21 protein-coding genes are annotated in these 20,402 nt (G+C 48.8%); 18 read left to right on the top strand and 3 right to left on the bottom strand.

Annotated features, from left to right (window positions below; genetic code table 11):
- The first annotated feature begins 138 nt into the window (after positions 1–138).
- The 3 genes from RDU59_02140 to RDU59_02130 all read left to right on the top strand — a co-directional run bounded on the left by RDU59_02140 (position 139) and on the right by RDU59_02130 (position 5,390).
- A complete protein-coding gene (locus RDU59_02140) occupies positions 139–2,913 on the top strand; it encodes a response regulator (protein ID MDQ7837275.1) in 2,775 nt (924 codons plus the stop codon).
- Between the two features lie 391 nt (positions 2,914–3,304).
- Complete coding sequence (locus RDU59_02135; GenBank protein MDQ7837274.1) at positions 3,305–4,315, top strand: lysophospholipid acyltransferase family protein; 1,011 nt, start codon at positions 3,305–3,307, stop codon at positions 4,313–4,315.
- Entirely contained in the window at positions 4,251–5,390 is a 1,140-nt protein-coding gene (locus tag RDU59_02130; protein ID MDQ7837273.1) for a dipeptide epimerase, read from the top strand. The genes RDU59_02135 and RDU59_02130 overlap by 65 nt, the downstream gene beginning before the upstream one ends.
- On the opposite strand, the gene RDU59_02125 is transcribed toward RDU59_02130, so the two are convergent.
- Together RDU59_02125 and RDU59_02120 are read right to left on the bottom strand one after the other, a co-directional pair.
- Complete coding sequence (locus tag RDU59_02125; GenBank protein ID MDQ7837272.1) at positions 5,378–6,667, bottom strand: outer membrane protein transport protein; 1,290 nt, start codon at positions 6,665–6,667, stop codon at positions 5,378–5,380. The two genes, RDU59_02130 and RDU59_02125, sit on opposite strands and share 13 nt — an antisense overlap.
- Positions 6,668–6,837: 170 nt before the next feature.
- Positions 6,838–7,290 carry a universal stress protein gene (locus tag RDU59_02120; protein ID MDQ7837271.1) on the bottom strand — a complete coding sequence of 151 codons (453 nt, stop codon included), beginning with the start codon at positions 7,288–7,290 and terminating at the stop codon, positions 6,838–6,840.
- A gap of 366 nt (positions 7,291–7,656) precedes the next feature.
- On the opposite strand from RDU59_02120, the gene pgeF reads away from it, so the two are divergent.
- The 12 genes from pgeF (at position 7,657) to RDU59_02060 (ending at position 16,550) form a co-directional block, all read left to right on the top strand.
- Complete coding sequence (gene pgeF / locus RDU59_02115; protein ID MDQ7837270.1) at positions 7,657–8,427, top strand: peptidoglycan editing factor PgeF; 771 nt, start codon at positions 7,657–7,659, stop codon at positions 8,425–8,427.
- 27 nt (positions 8,428–8,454) lie between these two features.
- Positions 8,455–9,228, top strand: a complete 774-nt coding sequence (locus tag RDU59_02110) for a dihydroorotate dehydrogenase electron transfer subunit (protein MDQ7837269.1) — start codon at positions 8,455–8,457, stop codon at positions 9,226–9,228.
- Positions 9,225–10,148 (top strand): dihydroorotate dehydrogenase, encoded by a 924-nt coding sequence (locus tag RDU59_02105; protein ID MDQ7837268.1) that lies wholly within the window; start codon positions 9,225–9,227, stop codon positions 10,146–10,148. The genes RDU59_02110 and RDU59_02105 overlap by 4 nt, the downstream gene beginning before the upstream one ends.
- A 108-nt stretch (positions 10,149–10,256) precedes the next feature.
- A complete protein-coding gene (locus tag RDU59_02100; protein MDQ7837267.1) occupies positions 10,257–10,733 on the top strand; it encodes a DUF134 domain-containing protein in 477 nt (158 codons plus the stop codon).
- 57 nt (positions 10,734–10,790) lie between these two features.
- On the top strand, positions 10,791–11,153 hold the full coding sequence (locus RDU59_02095) for a NifB/NifX family molybdenum-iron cluster-binding protein (GenBank protein MDQ7837266.1): 363 nt from the start codon (positions 10,791–10,793) through the stop codon (positions 11,151–11,153).
- A gap of 495 nt (positions 11,154–11,648) precedes the next feature.
- Complete coding sequence (locus tag RDU59_02090) at positions 11,649–11,942, top strand: DUF5320 domain-containing protein (protein ID MDQ7837265.1); 294 nt, start codon at positions 11,649–11,651, stop codon at positions 11,940–11,942.
- A 9-nt stretch (positions 11,943–11,951) separates the two neighbouring features.
- Entirely contained in the window at positions 11,952–12,809 is an 858-nt protein-coding gene (locus RDU59_02085) for an ATP-binding protein (protein MDQ7837264.1), read from the top strand.
- The gene (locus RDU59_02080; protein MDQ7837263.1) at positions 12,806–13,672 is read left to right on the top strand and encodes a 4Fe-4S binding protein; all 867 of its coding nucleotides are present in this window, start codon (positions 12,806–12,808) and stop codon (positions 13,670–13,672) included. Before RDU59_02085 ends, RDU59_02080 begins: the two co-directional genes overlap by 4 nt.
- A gap of 28 nt (positions 13,673–13,700) precedes the next feature.
- On the top strand, positions 13,701–14,033 hold the full coding sequence (locus RDU59_02075) for a NifB/NifX family molybdenum-iron cluster-binding protein (protein MDQ7837262.1): 333 nt from the start codon (positions 13,701–13,703) through the stop codon (positions 14,031–14,033).
- Between the two features lie 104 nt (positions 14,034–14,137).
- Entirely contained in the window at positions 14,138–15,352 is a 1,215-nt protein-coding gene (locus tag RDU59_02070; GenBank protein MDQ7837261.1) for a cation diffusion facilitator family transporter, read from the top strand.
- A 35-nt stretch (positions 15,353–15,387) separates the two neighbouring features.
- Positions 15,388–15,747, top strand: coding sequence for a CGGC domain-containing protein (locus tag RDU59_02065; protein ID MDQ7837260.1), 360 nt, complete (start codon positions 15,388–15,390; stop codon positions 15,745–15,747).
- Positions 15,748–15,908: 161 nt separating this feature from the next.
- Positions 15,909–16,550, top strand: coding sequence for an MBL fold metallo-hydrolase (locus RDU59_02060; GenBank protein ID MDQ7837259.1), 642 nt, complete (start codon positions 15,909–15,911; stop codon positions 16,548–16,550).
- An 8-nt stretch (positions 16,551–16,558) separates the two neighbouring features.
- On the opposite strand, the gene RDU59_02055 is transcribed toward RDU59_02060, so the two are convergent.
- A complete protein-coding gene (locus tag RDU59_02055; GenBank protein MDQ7837258.1) occupies positions 16,559–17,707 on the bottom strand; it encodes a radical SAM protein in 1,149 nt (382 codons plus the stop codon).
- 552 nt (positions 17,708–18,259) lie between these two features.
- Here RDU59_02055 and RDU59_02050 point away from each other — a divergent pair.
- Genes RDU59_02050 through RDU59_02040 form a run of 3 tightly spaced genes read left to right on the top strand, consistent with a single transcriptional unit; the run spans position 18,260 to position 20,306 of the window.
- On the top strand, positions 18,260–19,273 hold the full coding sequence (locus tag RDU59_02050; GenBank protein MDQ7837257.1) for a histidinol-phosphate transaminase: 1,014 nt from the start codon (positions 18,260–18,262) through the stop codon (positions 19,271–19,273).
- A gap of 51 nt (positions 19,274–19,324) precedes the next feature.
- Positions 19,325–19,726, top strand: a complete 402-nt coding sequence (locus RDU59_02045) for a PTS fructose transporter subunit IIA (protein ID MDQ7837256.1) — start codon at positions 19,325–19,327, stop codon at positions 19,724–19,726.
- Positions 19,727–19,778: 52 nt separating this feature from the next.
- Positions 19,779–20,306, top strand: a complete 528-nt coding sequence (locus RDU59_02040) for a ZIP family metal transporter (protein ID MDQ7837255.1) — start codon at positions 19,779–19,781, stop codon at positions 20,304–20,306.
- Positions 20,307–20,402 lie beyond the last annotated feature (96 nt).

The raw sequence follows: 20,402 nt of genomic DNA, 5'->3' as shown, positions 1-20,402 counted from the left end.
TTTATATCTTTGCTTTATTCGGGCATTTTCCTTAAATACTATCATGAAAAGTTAAAGATTGAACGATATGTTTTTATATTGAGTCGGTCGAGGTAAAAGCAGTATATTATAATTATAAATGAGAATATACTGGAACGGTTGTTTAACGGCATAGCTATGCAGGTGGGTATGGAAAAACACCATAGCTGTATCAACACAGCGGTCGCCATTAGATATTTTGAAGACTACGCTCCGGGGCTTGTAGATAAGCTGCTTCAACAGCTAGGCCCGGAAGTGGATAACCTTCCGGATGGCAAAGACTTCCTCATGGACCCGAACAACTGGGTATCCAGCCATGTATTGATTAATATGTATGGAAATGCCAAACGGCTCCTGGGCGATGATGTTATATTCAAGATCGGCTTTGATTCGGTGATCAAAAAACGTCTGGGATACATACAAAAAATCCTTTTTTCCGTCCTTGGAAGCCCAAAACAGGCTATCAGTAATATCCAGGCCTTAAATGATAAGTTTAACCTGAGTAAGACCATTCGCACAGTCAAACTAACTAATAAAGAAGCCCTCCTGCAGCTACGCTGGTTCCATAATGTTCCCCTTTCCGAAGACTTCTGTTCAGTAAATAAGGGCACATACACTGCCCTCCCTGTCATCTGGGGTCTGCCGCCAGCACGTCTTGAAGAGACCAGGTGCTTTTTTAAGGGTGACGAGTATTGCGAATACCACATAACATGGAGAAAGAAATCTCTTCTTAAAGAGTATTTTTTCAAGGCCAACCTCGCACGGCAGGTTCTGGAAAACAGCATCAGCGAGCTGGAAAGAGACAAAGAATTAATAAAGAAGAAATATGACGAGGTACACAGGCTAAATATTCAACTTAAGAACAAGATCGACCAGCTCTTAAGCCTTCAGGAAGTGAGCACAGCGATCCTTTCTACCCTGGATACAGAACGTCTGTTTGATTTGATTTTAAAGCTTCTGGTCAAGGTGGCCCGGCTGGACAGGGCGGCTATCTTTATCGTGGACGAAGAGAAACAGGCCCTTTCTCTGGTACATGCTGTCGGCGTCTCGCCGGAAGATTTTTCAGAGATCAAGGATTACACGGTATCCTTATCCAAAATAGATAACATTATTGCCCGAACTGCGGCCCGGAACGAGCCTGTCTTTGTGGAAGATGTGGCAGGATCGGCATTGAATAAAGATAATCCACTCGTCAGAAAATTTAAACCCAAAGCGTTCATTCTGGTCCCTCTGGCCGCTCAGGGTAAAATACTTGGCGTATTAATAGGTGATCAAGTCCAGGATAGTCTGAATGTGTCATTTCCTGATAGGGAGTTTTTGACGAGTTTTGCCAACCAGATCGCCATGGCCCTGAACAATAGCAATCTCTACAGGAAACTTGCCGAATCCGAAAGAAGATATCGACAGTTGATAGAGAATGCCCATGATGGCATCTGGGTCCTGGACGATAAAGACAACTTGATTCTGGCCAATCGGCGAATGTCAGAAATCTTTACCAATGGACATCTCATGGGCCAGAATATTCACCGCTACGTGGATGGGGTGAATGAGAAAATTCTCAATGGGCTGCTTGACCAAAACAAGGCTGGTTTCGTTGCCCAGGGAATGATGGACTTGAGGAGTAAAGACGGTGGGCAGATTTCAGCCATAATCAGTAGTGTGCCCTTAATGGAGGAGGGGTCATGTAAAGGCAGTTTTGCCATAGTAACTGATATCAGTCATATAAAGAAATTGGAACGGCAATTGTACCAGGCCCAAAAAATGGAATGCGTAGGGACTATGGCCGGTGGGATCGCCCACGACTTCAATAATATTCTGACTAGTATCCTGGGGTATACTGCCCTTCTGAAACAGCAGGTTCAAGATATGGATGCCCAAAAAAGTCTCGACGTTATAGAAAAGTCGAGCTTAAGGGCCGCAGATCTGGTCAAAAAAATGCTCACTTTCAGCCGGGGAGGCCAGATTCAAAACTTGGCGGCGGTTGATGTTAATGAAATTATCCTGGAAACAGTACGGTTGTTAGAAAACGTTATTGATAAAAGAGTGGAGATCCAACTGCGGCTAGATGCCAGCCCGGCTACCATTCTGGGGGATGCCACCCAACTACAGCAGGCCATGCTCAATATCTGTCTCAACGCCCGTGACGTAATGCCTGATGGCGGAGTACTAGGCATTAAAACGGAAATTTGTACGATAACTAATGGTTACGACACACACTATCCCTCTGTCGCACACGGGAGATACATGAAAATCAGCATATCTGACACCGGGCCGGGTATTGACGAAAATAAGTTAGGTAAAATTTTCGATCCGTTTTTTACGACTAAACCGCTGGGAAAGGGCACAGGGTTGGGGTTGGCAGTAGTCCACGGAATCGTCAAGGGTCTCAAAGGCCATATCCATGTGGATAGCAAGATTGGAAAAGGAAGCACCTTTGAATTGCTTTTCCCGGAGGCCGACATCGAAGCTGTTGAACAAGCGGCAACAGAACATACGGTAAAGGTTGAAGGCAGAGAAACGATATTGCTGGTAGATGATGAACAATACAACAGGGAACTGGGAGAAAAGGTGCTCACTTTTCACGGCTATAATGTGCTATTGGCCAAAGATGGCCTTGAGGCCGTTGACATATATAAATCTGCGAAGGATGCGATTGCCCTGGTTATTTTGGATTTCATGATGCCGAACCTGTCGGGGAAAGATACTTACAAACGGCTTAAGGAGATTAATCCGGGTGTGAAGGTGATCATTTGCACCGGTTACGGTCTTGACCATGAAGCTATGCAAGAGCTGCAGGGTGGGGTATGTGGCTTTATCCCAAAGCCGTATAATCTTGAAAAACTTACCCAGGCAGTCCGCAAAGGTATTGACTCAGGGGACGTCTTGCATAACTAGTTCAACATCTCCTTTAATTTGTTGTTTTCCCGCCATAATATCACTCGCTGGCCTGACTTTGACGTAGCCCTGCCCCTATCGTAAAAACTCTTTTTTTTCGTTTTATTATGTGATAAGCATATTCAGCGTTTGAGTGCTTCTTACAGCTAAGCGATTAACTTCTTTTCTCGTGCAGTCTCACTCAAAGCCTCTCTACACTTAGCGAAGGTCAATCAGATGTACCTTTAGTGCGGTCGAGGCCGATGACCAACTCTGCTGCTAATGCTAATAATCGTCTCCCGTCAAAAAACACACTGTCATACCTTTTGTCATCAATATTGCTAATACCTACGTTCAATCCAATTTTTTTGGATAATGGCCTATTAAAAATATTACGCGGGAGGTATTCACCATGAAAGGAACAGGCAAACGCATATTCGGCAAGGTCGGACTGAGCAGGTTTTTGCAATGGCGGATTAATACTTATATAGTCCGCTTTCTTCCCCTGGCCCTCTCGCGGGCCTATTTGTGCTTTTTGGGGTGTATATATTATGCACTCAATAAGGGGGAACGAAAAGCCATCGAAAATACCATAGCAGCCATATTTGAAGGAAGATGTCACCCCAAAGAAATAGAAAGAACAATCGAATTGACGATTAAGGGGATTTTCACCCATTACCATGAAAAGTTGTTGATGCCTTATTCTAACTATAAGTGGCTGCGTTCCTTCATATTCCAAAATATACGCCTGAGAAATCAGGGACTGCTCGATGCGGCCCTTAAAAAAGGCCGGGGTGTTATCCTGGTGACCGGTCATTTTGGAGCAGTGGAGTTCATGCCTGCAACTCTGGCCCTGCGCAACTATCCCCTGGCTATGATCGTCCGTTTCAAGACCAGAAGGCTCAAAGAGGCCACGCTGGAACTAACCAGACAACACGGTGTTCAAGTGCTGGATCCCGATTCTGAAAATATATCATTTGCTACGCTCAGGACACTCAAGGAGAATAGAATACTTCTTACCGAATGTGATGAGTTCGAGGCGTGGAGACCGCACAAAGATAGAAGTATAGAGTTTCTGGGAGTTACCTTGCCGGTGGACAGGACCCTGGATGCACTACAGAGGAAATATCAGTCCCCGGTGATCTTCGCACTCTTAAAACGTGGGTGGAACGGCACCTATGTCCTGGAATTTCATGATGTAACTAAAGACAATGAGACAAAACAAGGCTTTTCTATAGCCGAAAGGGCCTTGTCCGTCCTGGAGAATTATATTTACACCTATCCCGAGCAATGGTATCAATGGAAACAGGCCGGCCTGTTTTTAAGACCGCTACTGCAGGGAGTCATGGGGGAGACTGATGAGGTTAAAGGCGCTGGACATCTTTCATCTCCGCATCCCGTTTTTGTTCCCGGTCAAACATAGCCTGGCTGTCCGGGAGTGCTCGGAGTCTCTCGTCGTGCGGGCAGAGACGGAAACGGGTCTCTCCGGTTATGGCGAAGGGACTCCCAGAGGCTATGTAACCGGAGAAAGCATAAGCGGGAACATTGCATTTCTTGAAAAAGGTCTTGTCCCCATGCTTGCCGGGCACGTTTACCCGGACCCGCTAAGTGTGCGCGAGTTTCTTGACGCGCTGTCTGCGCAGGATGACGCATGCAAAAACCCCTCAGCGGTTTGTGCCCTTGAAACTGCGTTGCTGGACGCGGTCGGAAAGGCATGGCAGCAGCCTATATTTGAAATAATCAGTCTAGAATGTAAACAGAAGCAGCTTACTTACAGCGCTGTAGTTTCTCTATTACCTTTGGACAAGTTTGAAGCTTTTCTCCTCATGGTCAAACAGAGGGAGATGAGATTTCTCAAATTAAAGGTGGGCAACGAGTCAGACCTGGCCCGTCTGGAATTGGCCCGTAAAATTCTGGGAAGCGACATCGATATCCGGGTGGATGCTAATTGTGCATGGACGGCCGACGAGGCTATCCGGAAGATCGAGGAGATGAAAAGATACGGGATTTCGGCCGTAGAGCAGCCGGTAACCAAGGAAGACTTTAAAGGCCTTAAGAAGGTTTCCGAAAGCACCGGCGTTCCCATTATTGCCGACGAATCGCTCTGTAGTGTCGCCGATGCCAAACGTCTGGCGGAAATGAAGGCCTGTGAAATTTTTGATATTCGTCTCTCAAAATGCGGCGGTTTCCAAAATGCTTCCAGGATATTGGAGATAGGCCGTAAAACGGGTATAAGAGCCATGCTCGGGAGTCATGTCGGCGAAACAGGCATCCTCTCGGCGGCAGGCCGGCACTTTGCCCAGTGTTTTGATGAACTCGTCTATATCGAGGGTTCCTTCTCTTCCCTGCTTCTGAAAGAAGATATCGTCCAGGAAGATCTGGTCTTCGGCAAGGGGGGCAGGGCGCCTTCGCTTAAGGGCCCGGGGTTAGGCATTACCGTACGGGAAGACGTATTGAAACAATATGCCGTGCAACAGATAACTTTTCAAAAGCTGTAGGAGATACTAACCGCCAGAGAATGTGAGGTCTGCTGGTATTCCCCGTTAGTGCGGTTGTCACCGGGCACAACGTCTGCGCCAATGGTATTGTGCTTGTCCCGTTTTTTGCCCAGGATGTAGTTGTAGGCCATACCAATAGTAAAATCCTTGAGCCGATAATCCCCGCCCAGACAAAATATATGCCGGTCAGCATCCGGGATGGATGGATCCATAGTCTCATCCGGAACCGGGGATTCATCGAAAATATAACCGGCCCGGATGGTGGTGGCCTTATCCCATCGATAATTAACCCCGAAACGATAGGCGAACACATCGTTCCAGTTCCTTGGTTGAATCGATACCGATGTCTGGGCAGCGCCTACCGGTCTATCCAGGTCAACCCTTAATTCCTCAAAGGTGGACCAGCCTGTCCAGGTAAGGTCGCATTCAAAGACCCAGGGGGACAGCCCCTTGTAGGCGATGCCGGCGAACAGGGAAGGCGGAAAGACTAACCGGCTGTGAGCCCCGCCGCTCGGGAAGAGATGGGCTACAGCCGCGGGCACGCTGAATTCTGCCTCGCCATCAATCTTGACCTTGACCTCGCTCCGGTAGGAAAGGCCAATATTTGTGGCGGGAGTCAATTGGTAAATGAGACCCAGGTTGTACCCATAGCCGTAGTCTGCTCCCTTGAATAACCGGTCACCGTCGGGAAGTCCAAGCGTACCCAGGTTCAGCTTTCTTCTGAGATCGGCCTCTGTGCGCATGATATTGGCGCCGCCGGCAACGGATAATTCAGAAGATACTCTCCAGGAGAGGACCGGATTAATATTGAGGGTCTCTAGATCAGAACTTGTGGCCAGATAGCGGCCGGTCCAACCGGCATCCCATTTCGTCCCCAGCCCAAAAGGGGAAAATACGCCCAGACCTAAGGCCAGATTTGGCATAAGCTCGTGTGTCAAATAGAATTGAGGAGGAGAATATAATTGCGATTCGGTCCTGGTTTTTGTGCCCAGACTATCTTTATACTCGGCTCGCGGGGCAATGGCTGTAGCCCCCAGATAGACTTGGGTGCCCTTAAGCTGATTTATCCCGGCCGGATTGAAAAAGATGGCCGAAGGATCGTCCGCCTGGGCGGCAAAGGCATTTCCCTGCGCCATAGGCGCTGTGCCCTGCTGAAGAATGGCAAACCCGGCGGCAAAGGCGGACAAAGGAAAGAGAAGACAAAGCACGGTGGGTGCAGTCGCGATAATTATCAATAAACCCAATTTATTCTTTATGACCTTTTGCTCCGTCGTCATCCGACATCCCCACTTATGAGTCTTGGTTTATACCGGATTTATTTAGGGATGTCCGATAAGGGCTATACTATTTCAGATTATTTCTGCCTGTGCGGACACGCAGACAGGTAAATAGCTTGTTCCACATATAAGCCGCCCTCTTTTCATCTCTTGCCCGGGCGATGAAGAAATTAAATCTGCGGGACGCAGAGGACCGGACACGGCAACAGACGCACTACCTTTTCGGCAGTACTGCCGAAAAATATCTCGTCTATCTGTCCTCCCTTACCATGCTGGCCATATCCGCCCATAACGATCAAGTCAACCTTGTCTTTCCTGGCTTTAAGGGCAATCTCGTGGAATGGGACGCCTGCGGCCACTTCCGCGGTACAGGACGCCTTGGTGTTATTCCACTTTTTGATAAAATCTTTGAGCGCTGTTTTTGCACTGCGCATCATCTTTTCCCGGATTTCTTTTAATGGCGCGCCGGTAAATTCAGCAATGCGTTCGATATGCCGGGTATCAATTACATTAAGTAAGATTACCTTGGCCGGAAAAAGTACAGCCAGGTCCAGGGCATACCTGAACGCCGAGGCCGAACATTCGGAAAAGTCTATAGCTACCATAATACTCGAGATCTTCATATTTCCTCCATCCGAGAACTATCTTACTTAGTTCCCATCCGGGAACCCGAAAATTCCGGATGAGCGATCAGCACTCAGCTATCAGCGTTCAGCTTAATGTGTTGTTTGTCTTAGATTTTTGCTGACAGCTAATCGCTGACCGCTGAAAGCGTGAAGCCGGAAACAGTAGTTTCCGGATGAGCACTATTTAGTAGCTACTTATATCTTTCGCCGGGCATTTGTCAACAGTTCTCGCCAAACGGGCGGCCTTCTTGACAGTCCCGGTGAATAGCAGTATAAACGCTGATAACGTTGCAACGAGCGTGTAAACGTTCAAGCGTTTGCCGGTCTTGCAAATGACAGTATAAATGCCGATAAATAGAGAACATGCAAAAGACCGCTGCCGGCCCTGTAGAATTCTATCAGTTTGACCTCCTGAGCAACTTTCCTGAAGTCAGCCACGCTGTATTCACCCGCCGGGGGGGGATGAGCCCGGTTCCCTTTGATAGTTTGAATGTCAGTTATCACACCGGAGATGACGCAGCCCTGGTTCAGAAAAATAGAAAAAAAATAACAGCAATAATCGGGGCCGCCCATCTGGTCTCGGCGCATCAAGTGCATAAGAACGGCGTCAGGATTATAGATCACCCTCCCGAGAGCGAGTATGAACCGCAGGGATTTGATGCCTTGTTCACTCATCTCACGGACGTGGCCTTAATGATAAAGCAGGCCGATTGCCAGGCCATAATCCTCTACGACCCCGGGCACAAAGCCATCGGCAACGTGCACTGCGGCTGGCGGGGAAATGTCCTGGATATTATCGGTCACACTGTTCAGACCATGGCAGAGGCATTCGGGAGCAGGCCGCAGGACATCCTGGCCTGTATCAGTCCTTCTCTGGGCCCATGCTGCGCCGAGTTTAAAAATTTTCAGCAGGAGTTCCCCCCTTCACTCTGGCGATATGAGGTAAGGCCTGATCATTTTGACCTCTGGGCTATAAGCCGCGACCAGTTGCTTTCAGCCGGTATTCTTTCAGAGCACATTGAAATGGCCGGAATATGCACAAAGTGCCGGCAGGATGAGTTCTTTTCGTATCGTGGGGAAAAGATTACCGGCCGTTTTGGTACGGTAGTAGCATTGTCTAACGGAGTCTTTTAGTCTATAGTACACGGGGCCAGGAGCAAGATGGAGCAAGGCACAGCCACTGTTTTAGAAAACCGGCTCGCGGCGCCCGGTGTCTATAGGTTGCGCATAGAGGCGCCGGCCTTGGCCGGGGCTGCCGGTCCCGGTCAATTCCTCATGCTGCGTATTGGACAGACCCTAGACCCGCTCCTTCGCCGCCCCTTTTCCATACATGCCGTTCATGGTTCCAGGACTGTAGATATTCTCTACCGCGTAGTGGGCAAAGGTACGAACATACTTACTACTCTCAGAAGCGGCGAAGGTCTGGATATTGTAGGCCCTCTCGGCTGTGGTTTTTCCTGGCGAGAGGAGTCCCCGTCCCTTCTTGTGGCCGGCGGTATGGGTATTGCCCCCCTGTTTTTTCTTGCTCAAATCATCGCCAAAAATGGCGTAGGAGACAAGACTTCTGCACTCATCGGCGCCCGAAACAAAACAGAACTCCTTTGCGTGGAAGAGCTAAAGGCTATGGGGCTTCAAGTGCAGGTGACCACGGAAGATGGCTCGGCGGGTAAGAGAGGGCTGGTTACGGGGTTGCTTACAAACAGAGTTGCTGCCTTAAGGCCCGTTATCTATAGCTGCGGACCCTATCCCATGCTCCATGCCGTCGCATCTCTGGCTATGCAGTACGGCCTTTCCTGTCAAGTCTCCTTAGAGAGCTTTATGGCCTGCGGACTTGGCGCCTGCCTGGGCTGCGTGGCCGAGATGAAAAACGGCGATTTAGTCCGGGTCTGCAAGGAAGGCCCGGTCTTTGATGCTTATGAGGTAGCCTGGAAATGAAAAAGACGAACCCCGACCTTTCGGTCCGGATCGGCCTCCTTAGGCTGCAAAACCCGGTGCTTACTGCCTCGGGCACCTTTGGTTATGGCCAGGAATATGCCGGCCTGGTTGATCTTAACCGTCTGGGCGGGATAATCGTCAAGGGTCTTTCTCTTAACCCTCGTCCGGGGAATATGCCGCCGCGTACTGTAGAGACGCCTTGCGGACTGCTCAACGCTATCGGCCTGCAAAATGTAGGGGTCGAGAATTTCATCGCAGACAAGCTTCCATTTTTACGCAAGCTTTCTGTCCCGGTTATCGTCAACATCCTGGGACAAGACATTAAAGAATATCGAAAACTGGCGGAAAGGCTGAGCAACGTCGAGGGGATAGCGGCCCTGGAAGTCAATATCTCCTGCCCCAATGTGAAGAAAGGCGGCGTAGTCTTTGGGACAGACTACAAGGCCGCAGCGCGGGTTACCAGGGCGGTACGGGCGGCAGTGCGGCTTCCAATAATTATCAAGCTCAGTCCTAATGTGACGGACATCGTGAGCATAGCCCGCGCCGTGGAAGAGGCCGGGGCAGATGCCGTTTCCCTCATCAACACCCTCACGGGCATGGCTATTGATGTTGAGGCAAGACGCCCCAAGCTTCATAATGTCACCGGCGGCCTCTCCGGGCCGGCCATTAAACCCGTTGCCCTGCGTATGGTCTGGCAGGTAGCCGGCGCGGTGAATATCCCGGTAATCGGCTGCGGCGGCATTATGACCGCAGCCGATGCCCTGGAGTTTCTCCTTGCCGGGGCCTCGGCGGTCCAGGTCGGAACGGCCAACTTTGTCAATCCCAGGGCCACCATGGAGATTATCTCCGGGATAGAAGAATACCTGGCCAGGCATGACCTTAAAGACATAAAATCTCTGGTGGGCAGCCTGATACTATAGATTTCTTGACTTTTTATGGGGTCATCGACGTTCCCCTGCCAATTTTATTGACAGGGGAATTTTTTGTGCTATATTATTGGCATATGCTAATAATTAAGAGAGACAATCATGCCGCGACCTTTTAAATGCAGACGGGTTTGTGGCGCTCCCCGCGCGGCTTACTTCAAGCCTGCGGGAATTCCAGTATTTGCCCTGGAACAAGTCAACCTTACGGTGGATGAATTTGAGGCTATCCGGTTAGCTGATTTAGAGGGGCTGTATCAGGAAGAGGCCGCCAAGCGGATGAATATTTCCCGGCAGACCTTCGGCAATATCATCGAATCTGCCCACAAGAAGATTGCGGATGCCATCGTGAATGCCAAGGCGCTTAAAATCGAGGGCGGAGCTGTGGAAATGATGCAAAGATATTTTTTGTGTTCGGACTGTACGAACGAATGGGTTATGCCATACGATACCGAGGGGCCGGTTGAGTGCCCGAAGTGCCGGGGTAAAAACATTCTCAAGGCGCTCCAAGATCATGATTGGGCAGACGGCGGGGGGCCGGGCAGAGGACGGGGCAGGTGCCGCCGGAGAGGCAGGATATGAGGTATGCAATTTCAACTATAAATGTAGAACGGTAAAGAAAAGAGGAGGTGAACGGGTGTGAAGATAGCAATTAGTGCAAAAGGTAAAGAATTAGATGATGAGATTGACCCGCGGTTTGGCCGGGCGGCATATTTTATTATAGTTGACCCCGAAACCATGGAAATTAAGGCTGTGGATAACACGCAAAATATCGAAGCCATGCAGGGCGCCGGTATCCAGGCGGCGCGGACCGTAGCGGAAGAGGGCGCTGGCCTGCTCATTACCGGCCATTGCGGGCCGAAGGCCTTTATGACCCTGCAGGCAGCCAAGATAAACGTGGCGGTTAATGTGGCAGGAACAGTTCGAGAGGCGGTCGAAAAATTCAAAAAAGGCGAAATTTCATATGCGGCCAGTCCCAATGTCGAAGGACACTGGCGCTAAAGGAGGTAAGATATGCCTATGGGAGATGGAACCGGACCGGCAGGAAAGGGGCCGGGCACCGGAAGAGGTTTAGGGCGGGGCGGCGGCCGTGGCCTGGGGCCAGGCGGAGAGTGTGTCTGCCCGAGCTGCGGGCGGACGGCTCCCCATCAGCCGGGCGTGCCCTGTAATACAATCAAATGCCCAAATTGCGGCAGTCAAATGACAAGGAAATTTTGAAAGTTCTATGAAAAACAAACCACAGAGCGCACTGAGGAAAGAGAAAATTTTCAAGAAATAAAAAGAAATTAGAAAAAAACCAGTTCGCTGGGTGTTCATTGAACCTCTGTGCTCTCCAAAACAGGTCCGGATGTATTTTGAGACCACCAATACGAATATTAGGAGAGCACAGAGGGGAGAAGCTAACATCTGTTATAATTTATTGATATTTTATTTTCTCTGTGTCCTCTGTGGTTGAGTTATTGATAATACTCCGAAAAAAGAAAGGAGGTGAGGAGGATGCCGGGATTTGATGGTACAGGTCCGATGGGTATGGGGCCTATGACCGGTAGAGGCATGGGGCCTTGCGGCCGCGGATATGGCCGACCGTTTGGTTTCGGTCGCGGCTGGGGTAGTGGTCGAGGCTTCGGCTTTTCCGGAGCGCGGCGCGGTTACTATGGCCCGGCTCCGGGATGGAGAGAGCCAACCCCCGCGGAGGAGATGAGCGACCTGCGGGCAGAGGCTGAATGTTTGCGAGGGGAATTAAACCAGATTGAAAAACGTATCGCCGAGTTAGAAAAAGGAAAGGAGTAAGGACCTGAGATGGTAATCAGTATAGCCAGCGGCAAGGGTGGCACAGGAAAGACTACCGTGGGAGTAAACCTGGCAGTATCATTGGATAAGCGGGTAAGGTTTTTTGACTGCGATGTGGAGGAGCCTAACGCTCATCTCTTTCTAAAGCCGATTATCAATGAAAGGACCGCAGTTAACACTTTTGTTCCGGAAATAGATTTTACTAAGTGCACCTATTGCGGAAAGTGTGGCGAGATCTGCCAATTCAATGCGATTGCCGTGCTGAAGGATTATGTACTCACCTTCCCTGAGCTGTGCCACAGTTGCCGCGGCTGCCTCTTTGTCTGCCCGGAGAAAGCGGTACAGGAGTCAAGTCGGGAACTGGGCGTTATTGAACAGGGCCGGGCGGGGCAGGTAGAATTTATACATGGCCGTCTGCGCATCGGAGAGGCCATGTCTCCACCCCTGATCAGGGCGGTTAAAGAGAGGATAGATAAGAGGCAAATAAATATTATTGATGCCCCGCCCGGTACATCCTGCCCGGTGATCGCTGCCTTAAAGGGTGCTGATTTTGCCCTTCTGGTGACGGAGCCTACGCCTTTCGGCCTGAATGATCTTATATTGGCAGTAGAGGCCGTACGGGCGCTCAAGATACCACTTGGGGTGGTGCTCAATCGTGCGGGTAACGGTGATGTTTGTGTGCAATCATATCTGGCCAGAGAAAATATCCCGCTTCTCCTGGAAATACCTATGGACCGAAAGATTGCAGAGGCCTATTCACGAGGCCAGATGATAGTGGATGTCATGCCGGAATGGAAGGAAAAATTCAGGGGACTGTACCAGAAAATAGAAGACATACTTAACGGAAATAGGTGGGGAAACGCATGAAGGAACTGACCATAATCAGCGGCAAGGGAGGGACCGGGAAGACCAGCCTGGTAGCGGCCTTTGCCAGTCTGGCAGTAAACAAGGTTATTGTGGACGGCGATGTGGACGCTGCGGATCTGCACCTGATCCTTAAACCGGAGATAAAAACCCATGAGGAGTTCAAGGGCGGACGGAAAGCGGTAATTAATCCTGATTTATGCACAGCCTGCGGTCAATGCATAGAATTATGCCAGTTTAAGGCCATAAGTAAAGACTATGTGATAGATGAGTTTAGTTGCGAAGGCTGCGGGGTCTGTGTGCATTTTTGCCCGGTTCAGGCCATAGAATTTCCGGAAAACATTTGTGGAGAATGGTTCGTTTCGGAGACCAGGCTTGGGCCTTTTGTCCATGCGAAGCTGGGCATTGCCGAGGAGAATTCCGGCAAGTTGATTACCACGATAAGACGGCAAGCGGAGAAACTGGGTGAAGAGCGCGGCCTGGATATGATTCTCATAGACGGACCTCCGGGTATCGGCTGCCCGGTCATCGCCGCCACCACCGGGGCCTCAGCGGTGCTGGTCGTCACCGAGCCGACCGTCTCCGGAGTACATGATCTGGAGCGTGTAGGCGAACTAACCAAATATTTCAAGATTCCAGCCATGGTTTGTATCAACAAGTTCGACATTAATTTGGATGTGGCGGATCGTATTGAGAAGTATTGTGTTCAGGAGGGCTTTGAACTCGTGGGCAAAATTCCCTACGACCCGATTTTTACAGAGGCGATGATAGCAGAAAAGACGATTATCGAGTACTCCCCAAACGGGCTTTCGGAGATGGTGCGTGGAATGTGGGGAAGGATAATAAATAGGATGGAAACTATCTAAAAATTTTTAGGTCTTGGAGGTATGAAGTATGAAAATAGCATTGCCGGTTGTTGACAATAAGCTCTGCACCCATTTCGGTCACTGTGACAAATTTGCCATCCTGGATATCCAGGATAACAAGATTGTAAGCAAATCGTTGGTCATCCCGCCGCCCCATGAGCCGGGCGTGTTGCCCAGATGGCTGGGTGAGATGGATGTTAACGTCATAATCGCCGGCGGCATGGGTCAGAGAGCCTTAACGCTGTTTACCGAAAGAGGGATTAAGGTCATCACCGGCGCGCCGGCTTCATCCCCGGAAGAGCTGGTACAGCAGTACTTAAGCAATAGCCTTGTGTCCGGCCTGAATGTGTGTGATCATTAAATACATCTCTCATCCCTTGTCCCCTCTTTCCCAAAGAGGGGACTAACAATATCCCCCCTTTGAAAGGGGGAATAGGGGGAATTTAAAAAGATTTTCTAGGTAGCATGCACGAAGAGGGGAGCGGCGCTATCGCCCGGACAATGAGGTTTGAAAAGAGCGAAAAATTAGCCTGTTACTCTATTGTCCTTAGCGTCTTTCTGGTAGGCTTCAAGTATTTGCTGGGGACCCTTTCCGGTAGTATGGCCCTGATCGCAGACGCGGTCCATTCTTTTGCCGACGTTATTTCTTCGTTTGCTGTTTTTATTGGTATTCGGCTATCAAAGCGTAAATCCCGCGCCTTTCCTTACGGCCTTTATAAGGTCGAAAATCTGATCTCGCTGGTAATTTCCCTGCTTATTTTCGGGGCCGGGTTTGAGGTCGTAAAAACGGCCATAATGCAGGATGGGGAGATGATACTTACCCATGTGCCTTTGTCTATAGGGAGCTACCTGTTTATCATGACTGCCATCTATGCCTTTTCCCGTTATGAGCTTCGTCAGGGAGAAGAAACGGGATCTCCCAGTCTGATAGCGGATGCCCAGCAGCTCAAGGCAGATTTGTTTTCATATCTGGTCATTATTGGTGGTCTCATAGGAAGTTACTTTTACCTTTCTCTGGATCGGATTATGACAGTTATAGTCGCTTTTTTTATAGGACGTTCAGGATGGCGTATCTTTGTAGATGCCATCCGGGTCCTGCTGGATGCTTCGGTGGACTTTACCACATTGGACAGAGTGAAAACCATTACGTCGCAAGATCCTCATGTTCGGGAGATAAAGGAACTTCGGGGCCGAAGCTCCGGACGCTACAAATTCATCGAGATGGTTCTAACGCTAAAGGTCCGCAGTCTGGAAAAAGCGCACTATGTGAGCAAAAACATTGAGACCAGGGTCAAAGAAAGTATCCCGCAGGTGGACCGGGTTCTCATACACTACGAACCCGAGGAGAAGGACACGGTCACCTATGCCATACCCCTGGAGAAAGATAAGGCCTCGATATGTATCCATTTCGGCAGTTCACCCTTTTTTGCATTGATTACCGCAAAAGATAACGATATTTTTAATGAAGAGATAGTGTCTAATCCTTACTCCCAGGAAGAAAAGAGGAAGGGGATAATGACCAGCAAGTGGCTTATTCAAAAGGGGGTGGATGTGGTGTTAAGTAAAAGCAGCTTAGAGGGCAAGGGTGCCGGTTATCCCCTGACCGATGCAGGTGTAGAGATAACGGCCGTGCCTTATGAGAGGATAGAAGAAGTAGTCAATTCTATCACACATCCTTGAACAGATGAGTAACTTTAAAAGAGGAGGGAGAAAAAATGGCAAAAATAGCGATTCTTTCTTGTAAGAAAATCAAAGACATCACCTGCGTATCGTGTATTAAGTGTTTCAAGGCCATGCAGGCCAGAGAAGGAGAATTCGCGCGCTACAAGGACGAAGAATTGGATATAGTGGCCATGGGTGATTGCGGAGACTGTCCGGGACTGGCTATGCCCAAGTTAGCCCTCATCAGTGATGTGGCCAAACAATATGGGCGTGACTTTGATACCGTACACTTAGGGACTTGTATAGTAAAAGCCACGACCACTGCTGCCTGCCCTATAAATATCGACCGTCTAAAGGAGATGATCGAAAAGAAGATGAATAAAAAGGTGGTAGTCGGCACCCACAATTATTAAATCGGGCCGCTTTATTACTCCGGCAGGCAAATACATAAAAAATGTCATGCCGGATCCCCAATCAAGTTGAGGACAGGCTTGATCCGGCATCCAGTTCCTTGCTGGATTCCCGCTTTCGCGGGAATGACAGTATTTGGGTATTTAATTGCTGGAGTAATAGTATGAAGATCATCATTGTTTATGATAACGAAGCCTTGCGGGAAGGCCTCAAAGCTGACTGGGGCTTCTCCTGCCTCATAGAACCAGAAAATGGCCAGCGGATTCTCTTCGACACCGGGGCGAGCGGCTCGATTCTTCTCCATAATCTGGAAAGGCTCAACATCGACCCTTGCGCAATTCCCGAGGTCTTCATTTCCCACGCCCACTGGGACCATATCGGGGGACTTTTGGATTTGCTTAAGCTCAATAAAGAAGTCAAGGTTTACATTCCCAATTCCTGTCCTAAGCCTCCTGGTGCGGGTAAGGTGATCAGCATTACCGGCCCTGTTCAAATCCATGAAAACGTATTTTCCACTGGTGAGCTCGAAGGCATAGAGCAATCTCTTGTGGTCAGGGCCAGAGAGGGTCTGGTCGTGGTTACCGGTTGCTCCCACCCCGGGGTGAGAGCCATCCTTCAGGCCGCATCAAGCTTCGGAAAGGTCGATGCCCTCATCGGAGGTCTGCATGGGTTCAGAGAACTCGATCTCCTTAGGGATCTAAAACTGGTCTGTCCTTGTCACTGTACCCAGTTTAAGTCGGAAATAAGGCGTCTCTATCCTGAGAAATGTCTTGACTGTGGGGCGGGCAAGGTATTGGAAATTTAAATTGATGCTCAGATGCCATACGCCTTATAACAGGTACGGCATCCTCCCGGCAGAGGATTTCGGGACAGACCGTTTTTCAGTATCTTTTCAGCCTCCTCCAGTTCATGCCGGTCTGTTGTAAAAGGGCCTATATGGCCATAAGTCTTTTCGAATACATCGAGCCTGTTTTGATAAACTTTTCTGAATTCCGTATATTCGGGGCTGTTCCATATTTCTATAAAGTCTTTCTTGGCCACATTACCAAAGCATATCCTCGGTATTTCGTGATATGAGCCGCAGAAGATTCTGGGTATTGATTCCGACTTGGGCAGGTTGAGATACACGCAAGGCGAGACACTGCCATCATGAGAAAAAAACACGATGTGCAAGGGATTGAGTTCACACATGATGACCTCTTCCATCTCGAGTGGGTAACAGCGAAAGGGTAGCTTTATTCCCCGCGCTTCTTTTTCTGCTTCTTCCAAGATTCTTTGCAATCTGCTATCAGTCCCGTGGCAGGAAAAGACTCTTAGATCGTCCTGGACTTCAGTTGGGCAATAGTCAAGGTTGTTGGCTACCAGTTCGTTTACGCCTATTTCTCGCGCCAGACGCACGGCATCTGCCAGTTCTTCGATATTTGTCTTGGTCATCAGGTAGGAGAATACCACCTTGGGGGTCTTTGATTTTAGTTTTGCCTTAAGCTGGGCGAGGGTTTTTACGTTAGTAAGCAGGGTATCAAAATGTGAGCCGCACCGTATCGCCTCGTGAGCGTCTTTCGATGCCCCGGCCAAAGAAATGGCAATTATGTCAAGACCTTCCTTGATTAGTGTTTCTGATCTGTCAGGGGTTAGAAGGACCCCATTTGTGGTCAAACTCACCTGGCAACCCTTGGCCCTGGCCATACGAACCATGGCAAGTAATTCGGGGTAGAGCAGTGGTTCTCCCCACCCCTGGAGGTGAACATCCCTGACCAGGTGAAAGTATCTGCTTATCTTTTCAAAGACAGGAAGAGGCATATCGCCCGCTACCCATTCATCCTGGAAAGTAGTTTTCGGGCACATTACACATTTAAGCTGACACCTGGAGGTGGGCTCTATCTGAAAAGACAGAAAGGGCCTTTTTCGGGTTTTAAATTTTGCAAGATAGCTTCTCATAAGACCGGACACAATAGTCTTCACAGCTACATTCTCTTTTAACCCTTATAGGATAAAAACACAATGTTGGTTTCACTTTAGTCTTTTGAAAATGCCGCGAAACCCAGGACCAGATCATTATGCTAAGGCTTACAAGTAAAGACACAAAATTATTGCGAAGGATAACCAAGGCCAATGCTGCCAGAATGCACACGCTTCTTGGTCCATTATTTCGCTTTCTCCGTTGGGGACTTGCCTTTTCAGGATTGTATGCGATGTTCGCTGTATGTCCCTTTTGCGGGCGGGTTGGTTGCCCGGTTGGAGCCGGTAGCGCCGGTTTGGTAGGTGGATTCTTTGCCTTATGTATGCAGGCCTGGAAGACACTAAAGCGCACCATACTAAATAAGTCCGGCAGTATGTATTGATTAACGGACCTTGGGATTATAACAAATTTATGTCCAGGTTTGTTTGGGAGTCTGTATGGTGAAGAAAAACTAAGAAAAAATTTTGAACAGGCTCCGATATGAAGATTACTATTGTCTATGATAACGAAGCCCTGGAAGAAGGCATTAAGGCTGACTTTGCGGGTGAGATCTTATGAAGAAAAGCAGGCTAGAAAAAGGAGGGTTTCCTCTTGAGGGTATAAATTTGGCCCTCTGCGAAAACCCTCTTCCCCCCATAGATGAAGCCATAGAGGCGGCCAGGAAAGAGATCCGTCTGGGCAATCACTATACAGAACCCTATTCATGGAAGCTGAAAGAGAGAATATCAGACTATGTTAAGGTTCCTGTGGAAAATATCCACATAAATGCAGGCTCTGAACTTATACTCCGCCAATTGTTTTTACTTTATGGCCGGAGGGCGCATTTAATCTCTCCCACCTATTATCTTTTCGAGGAAATTGCAGAGAAAAAGACTTGTACTTTTTTGGCTGAAAAGGAAGATTTCCTTTTTAATATGAAAGGCCTTGAAATACCGAAAGATACAACTGTGGCAGTAATCGTCAACCCGAATAATCCTACCGGCACCGTCTTTAATATAAAGGAGAATCTTTCGCTTATCGAAAGACATCCTGATACCATGTTCTTAATCGATGAGGCATTCATTGAGTTCGGAAGCAATACAGCGGCAGATCTGATCCTTGAATACAAAAATGTTATTGTAACTCGTACGTTCTCAAAGGCATTTAGTTTGGCGGGTTTTAGAGTAGGCTATGCCATCGCAGATAACGAATTGATACGCTATCTGAATAATTATAATGATGCCTATCCGCTGGCAAGGACTGCCGAGGCTGCGGCAATGGCATCCCTTGAACATTTGGATAAAATTAATGCCAGAGTTGTAGTGCTAAAAGACCTGACCAAAGATTTTGCAAAATCATTACAGAATGTAGGCATTACGACGTACCCTACAGAGACCTACTTCTTTCTGGGTAAGATCCCCCATATGAGCGCAGATGAATTTGCTAAGGTTTTAAGAGAAAAAAACATCCACATAAGGCCCCTTCATCAGGAAGGGCTGGGGAATAATTTTTTAAGGTTTGCAACCTCCACCTCTGAAAATAACATGATAGTCCTGGATACCATAAGAGAAATCTTTGAAAGTCTGTAGCCATGAAGGTTAGCATTTTCAAGGTCGATTCTATCCCGGGTTAAGATCGATATGGATGGGTTCAGTGTCATAGTGGCCACGCATGGGCATTTAGGCGAGGAAATGATCCGCGTGGCTACTCATATTATGGGCCATAAGCTGCCCGTGATGGCGGCTTTTTCTGTACCATTTTCAGCGGGTAACAGTTCTGCGCTCAGGGTGGCCTTGAGAGACCAGATAGCCAGGCTTGACTGTGGAGGAGGGGTGCTCATCCTGACCGACATACTGGGGGGAACCCCTACTAATCTGGCGCGTTCACTCCTGGATGAAGGCAGGATAGGCATCGTAACCGGCGTCAACCTCCCTATGCTGCTCAAGTTGCCTAAAATTAAAGACCTGACCTTAGAAGATGCGGTGGAAATTCTGGCCGGCCTGGCGCGGAAGACAATCCAGCCGATCAACAGGAGGTTATGAAGATACGTCCATACAGGCCAGCCGAGATTCTTATGCGCAGGACGCTCTAACAATGATCTTGACTTACATCATCATATTCAGTTTCGCGGGCAGTATAGGCGCTATCGCCGGGGCGTCCATTCTCATGTTGCTCGGTAGCAAGGTCAAGAAGGTAATTCCTTACATTTTAAGTTATGCCATAGGCACCTTACTAGGTGCCGCCTTTCTGGGTATGCTGCCCAAGGCCATGACCATGCTCAGCCCGGCCCTTGTCTTGAGATATGCCCTAATAGGTCTCTTATTTTTTTTCCTCCTCGAAAAAATAGTTATCTGGCGGCATTGTCATGATCCGCAATGCGATGTCCACAGCGCGGCTGGTTACTTAATCCTGATTGGAGACGCCTTTCACAACTTCATGGACGGCATCGTCATTGCCACCGCTTTTATGATTTCCATACCTCTTGGAATTGGGACATCCCTGGCCGTAATAGCCCATGAAATCCCTCAGGAGGTAGGGGATTTTGCCATACTCCTGGACTCCGGCATTGCCAATACTGGGTCTTTGCCAAAAACAGATTCCACTTCTCTGGTTATCTCCTAAATGGAAGGTTTTCCGGAAAGCTCTCTTAAGACGGGCAGGTTAGTGTCGAACTTTTTTCCCCGAGCTTTAGCAGCAGAAAAAGCAAAAACGCGTGTA

Source organism: Thermodesulfobacteriota bacterium (genome assembly GCA_031082315.1).
Taxonomy (GTDB): Bacteria; Desulfobacterota; QYQD01; order QYQD01; family QYQD01; genus QYQD01.
This window is presented reverse-complemented; position numbering and strand designations above follow the sequence as displayed.

Excerpts from the sequence above, each read along its gene's own strand:
- RDU59_02040 (MDQ7837255.1), top strand. The coding sequence starts at position 19,779 with ATGATCTTGACTTACATCATCATATTCAGTTTCGCGGGCAGTATAGGC.
- RDU59_02135 (MDQ7837274.1), top strand. The coding sequence starts at position 3,305 with ATGAAAGGAACAGGCAAACGCATATTCGGCAAGGTCGGACTGAGCAGG.
- RDU59_02060 (MDQ7837259.1), top strand. The coding sequence starts at position 15,909 with ATGAAGATCATCATTGTTTATGATAACGAAGCCTTGCGGGAAGGCCTC.
- RDU59_02065 (MDQ7837260.1), top strand. The coding sequence starts at position 15,388 with ATGGCAAAAATAGCGATTCTTTCTTGTAAGAAAATCAAAGACATCACC.
- RDU59_02070 (MDQ7837261.1), top strand. The coding sequence starts at position 14,138 with ATGCACGAAGAGGGGAGCGGCGCTATCGCCCGGACAATGAGGTTTGAA.
- RDU59_02045 (MDQ7837256.1), top strand. The coding sequence starts at position 19,325 with ATGGATGGGTTCAGTGTCATAGTGGCCACGCATGGGCATTTAGGCGAG.
- RDU59_02080 (MDQ7837263.1), top strand. The coding sequence starts at position 12,806 with ATGAAGGAACTGACCATAATCAGCGGCAAGGGAGGGACCGGGAAGACC.
- RDU59_02110 (MDQ7837269.1), top strand. The coding sequence starts at position 8,455 with ATGGAGCAAGGCACAGCCACTGTTTTAGAAAACCGGCTCGCGGCGCCC.
- RDU59_02120 (MDQ7837271.1), bottom strand. The coding sequence starts at position 7,290 with ATGAAGATCTCGAGTATTATGGTAGCTATAGACTTTTCCGAATGTTCG.
- RDU59_02075 (MDQ7837262.1), top strand. The coding sequence starts at position 13,701 with ATGAAAATAGCATTGCCGGTTGTTGACAATAAGCTCTGCACCCATTTC.
- RDU59_02085 (MDQ7837264.1), top strand. The coding sequence starts at position 11,952 with ATGGTAATCAGTATAGCCAGCGGCAAGGGTGGCACAGGAAAGACTACC.
- RDU59_02100 (MDQ7837267.1), top strand. The coding sequence starts at position 10,257 with ATGCCGCGACCTTTTAAATGCAGACGGGTTTGTGGCGCTCCCCGCGCG.
- RDU59_02050 (MDQ7837257.1), top strand. The coding sequence starts at position 18,260 with ATGAAGAAAAGCAGGCTAGAAAAAGGAGGGTTTCCTCTTGAGGGTATA.
- RDU59_02105 (MDQ7837268.1), top strand. The coding sequence starts at position 9,225 with ATGAAAAAGACGAACCCCGACCTTTCGGTCCGGATCGGCCTCCTTAGG.
- pgeF (MDQ7837270.1), top strand. The coding sequence starts at position 7,657 with ATGCAAAAGACCGCTGCCGGCCCTGTAGAATTCTATCAGTTTGACCTC.
- RDU59_02130 (MDQ7837273.1), top strand. The coding sequence starts at position 4,251 with ATGAGGTTAAAGGCGCTGGACATCTTTCATCTCCGCATCCCGTTTTTG.
- RDU59_02090 (MDQ7837265.1), top strand. The coding sequence starts at position 11,649 with ATGCCGGGATTTGATGGTACAGGTCCGATGGGTATGGGGCCTATGACC.
- RDU59_02125 (MDQ7837272.1), bottom strand. The coding sequence starts at position 6,667 with ATGACGACGGAGCAAAAGGTCATAAAGAATAAATTGGGTTTATTGATA.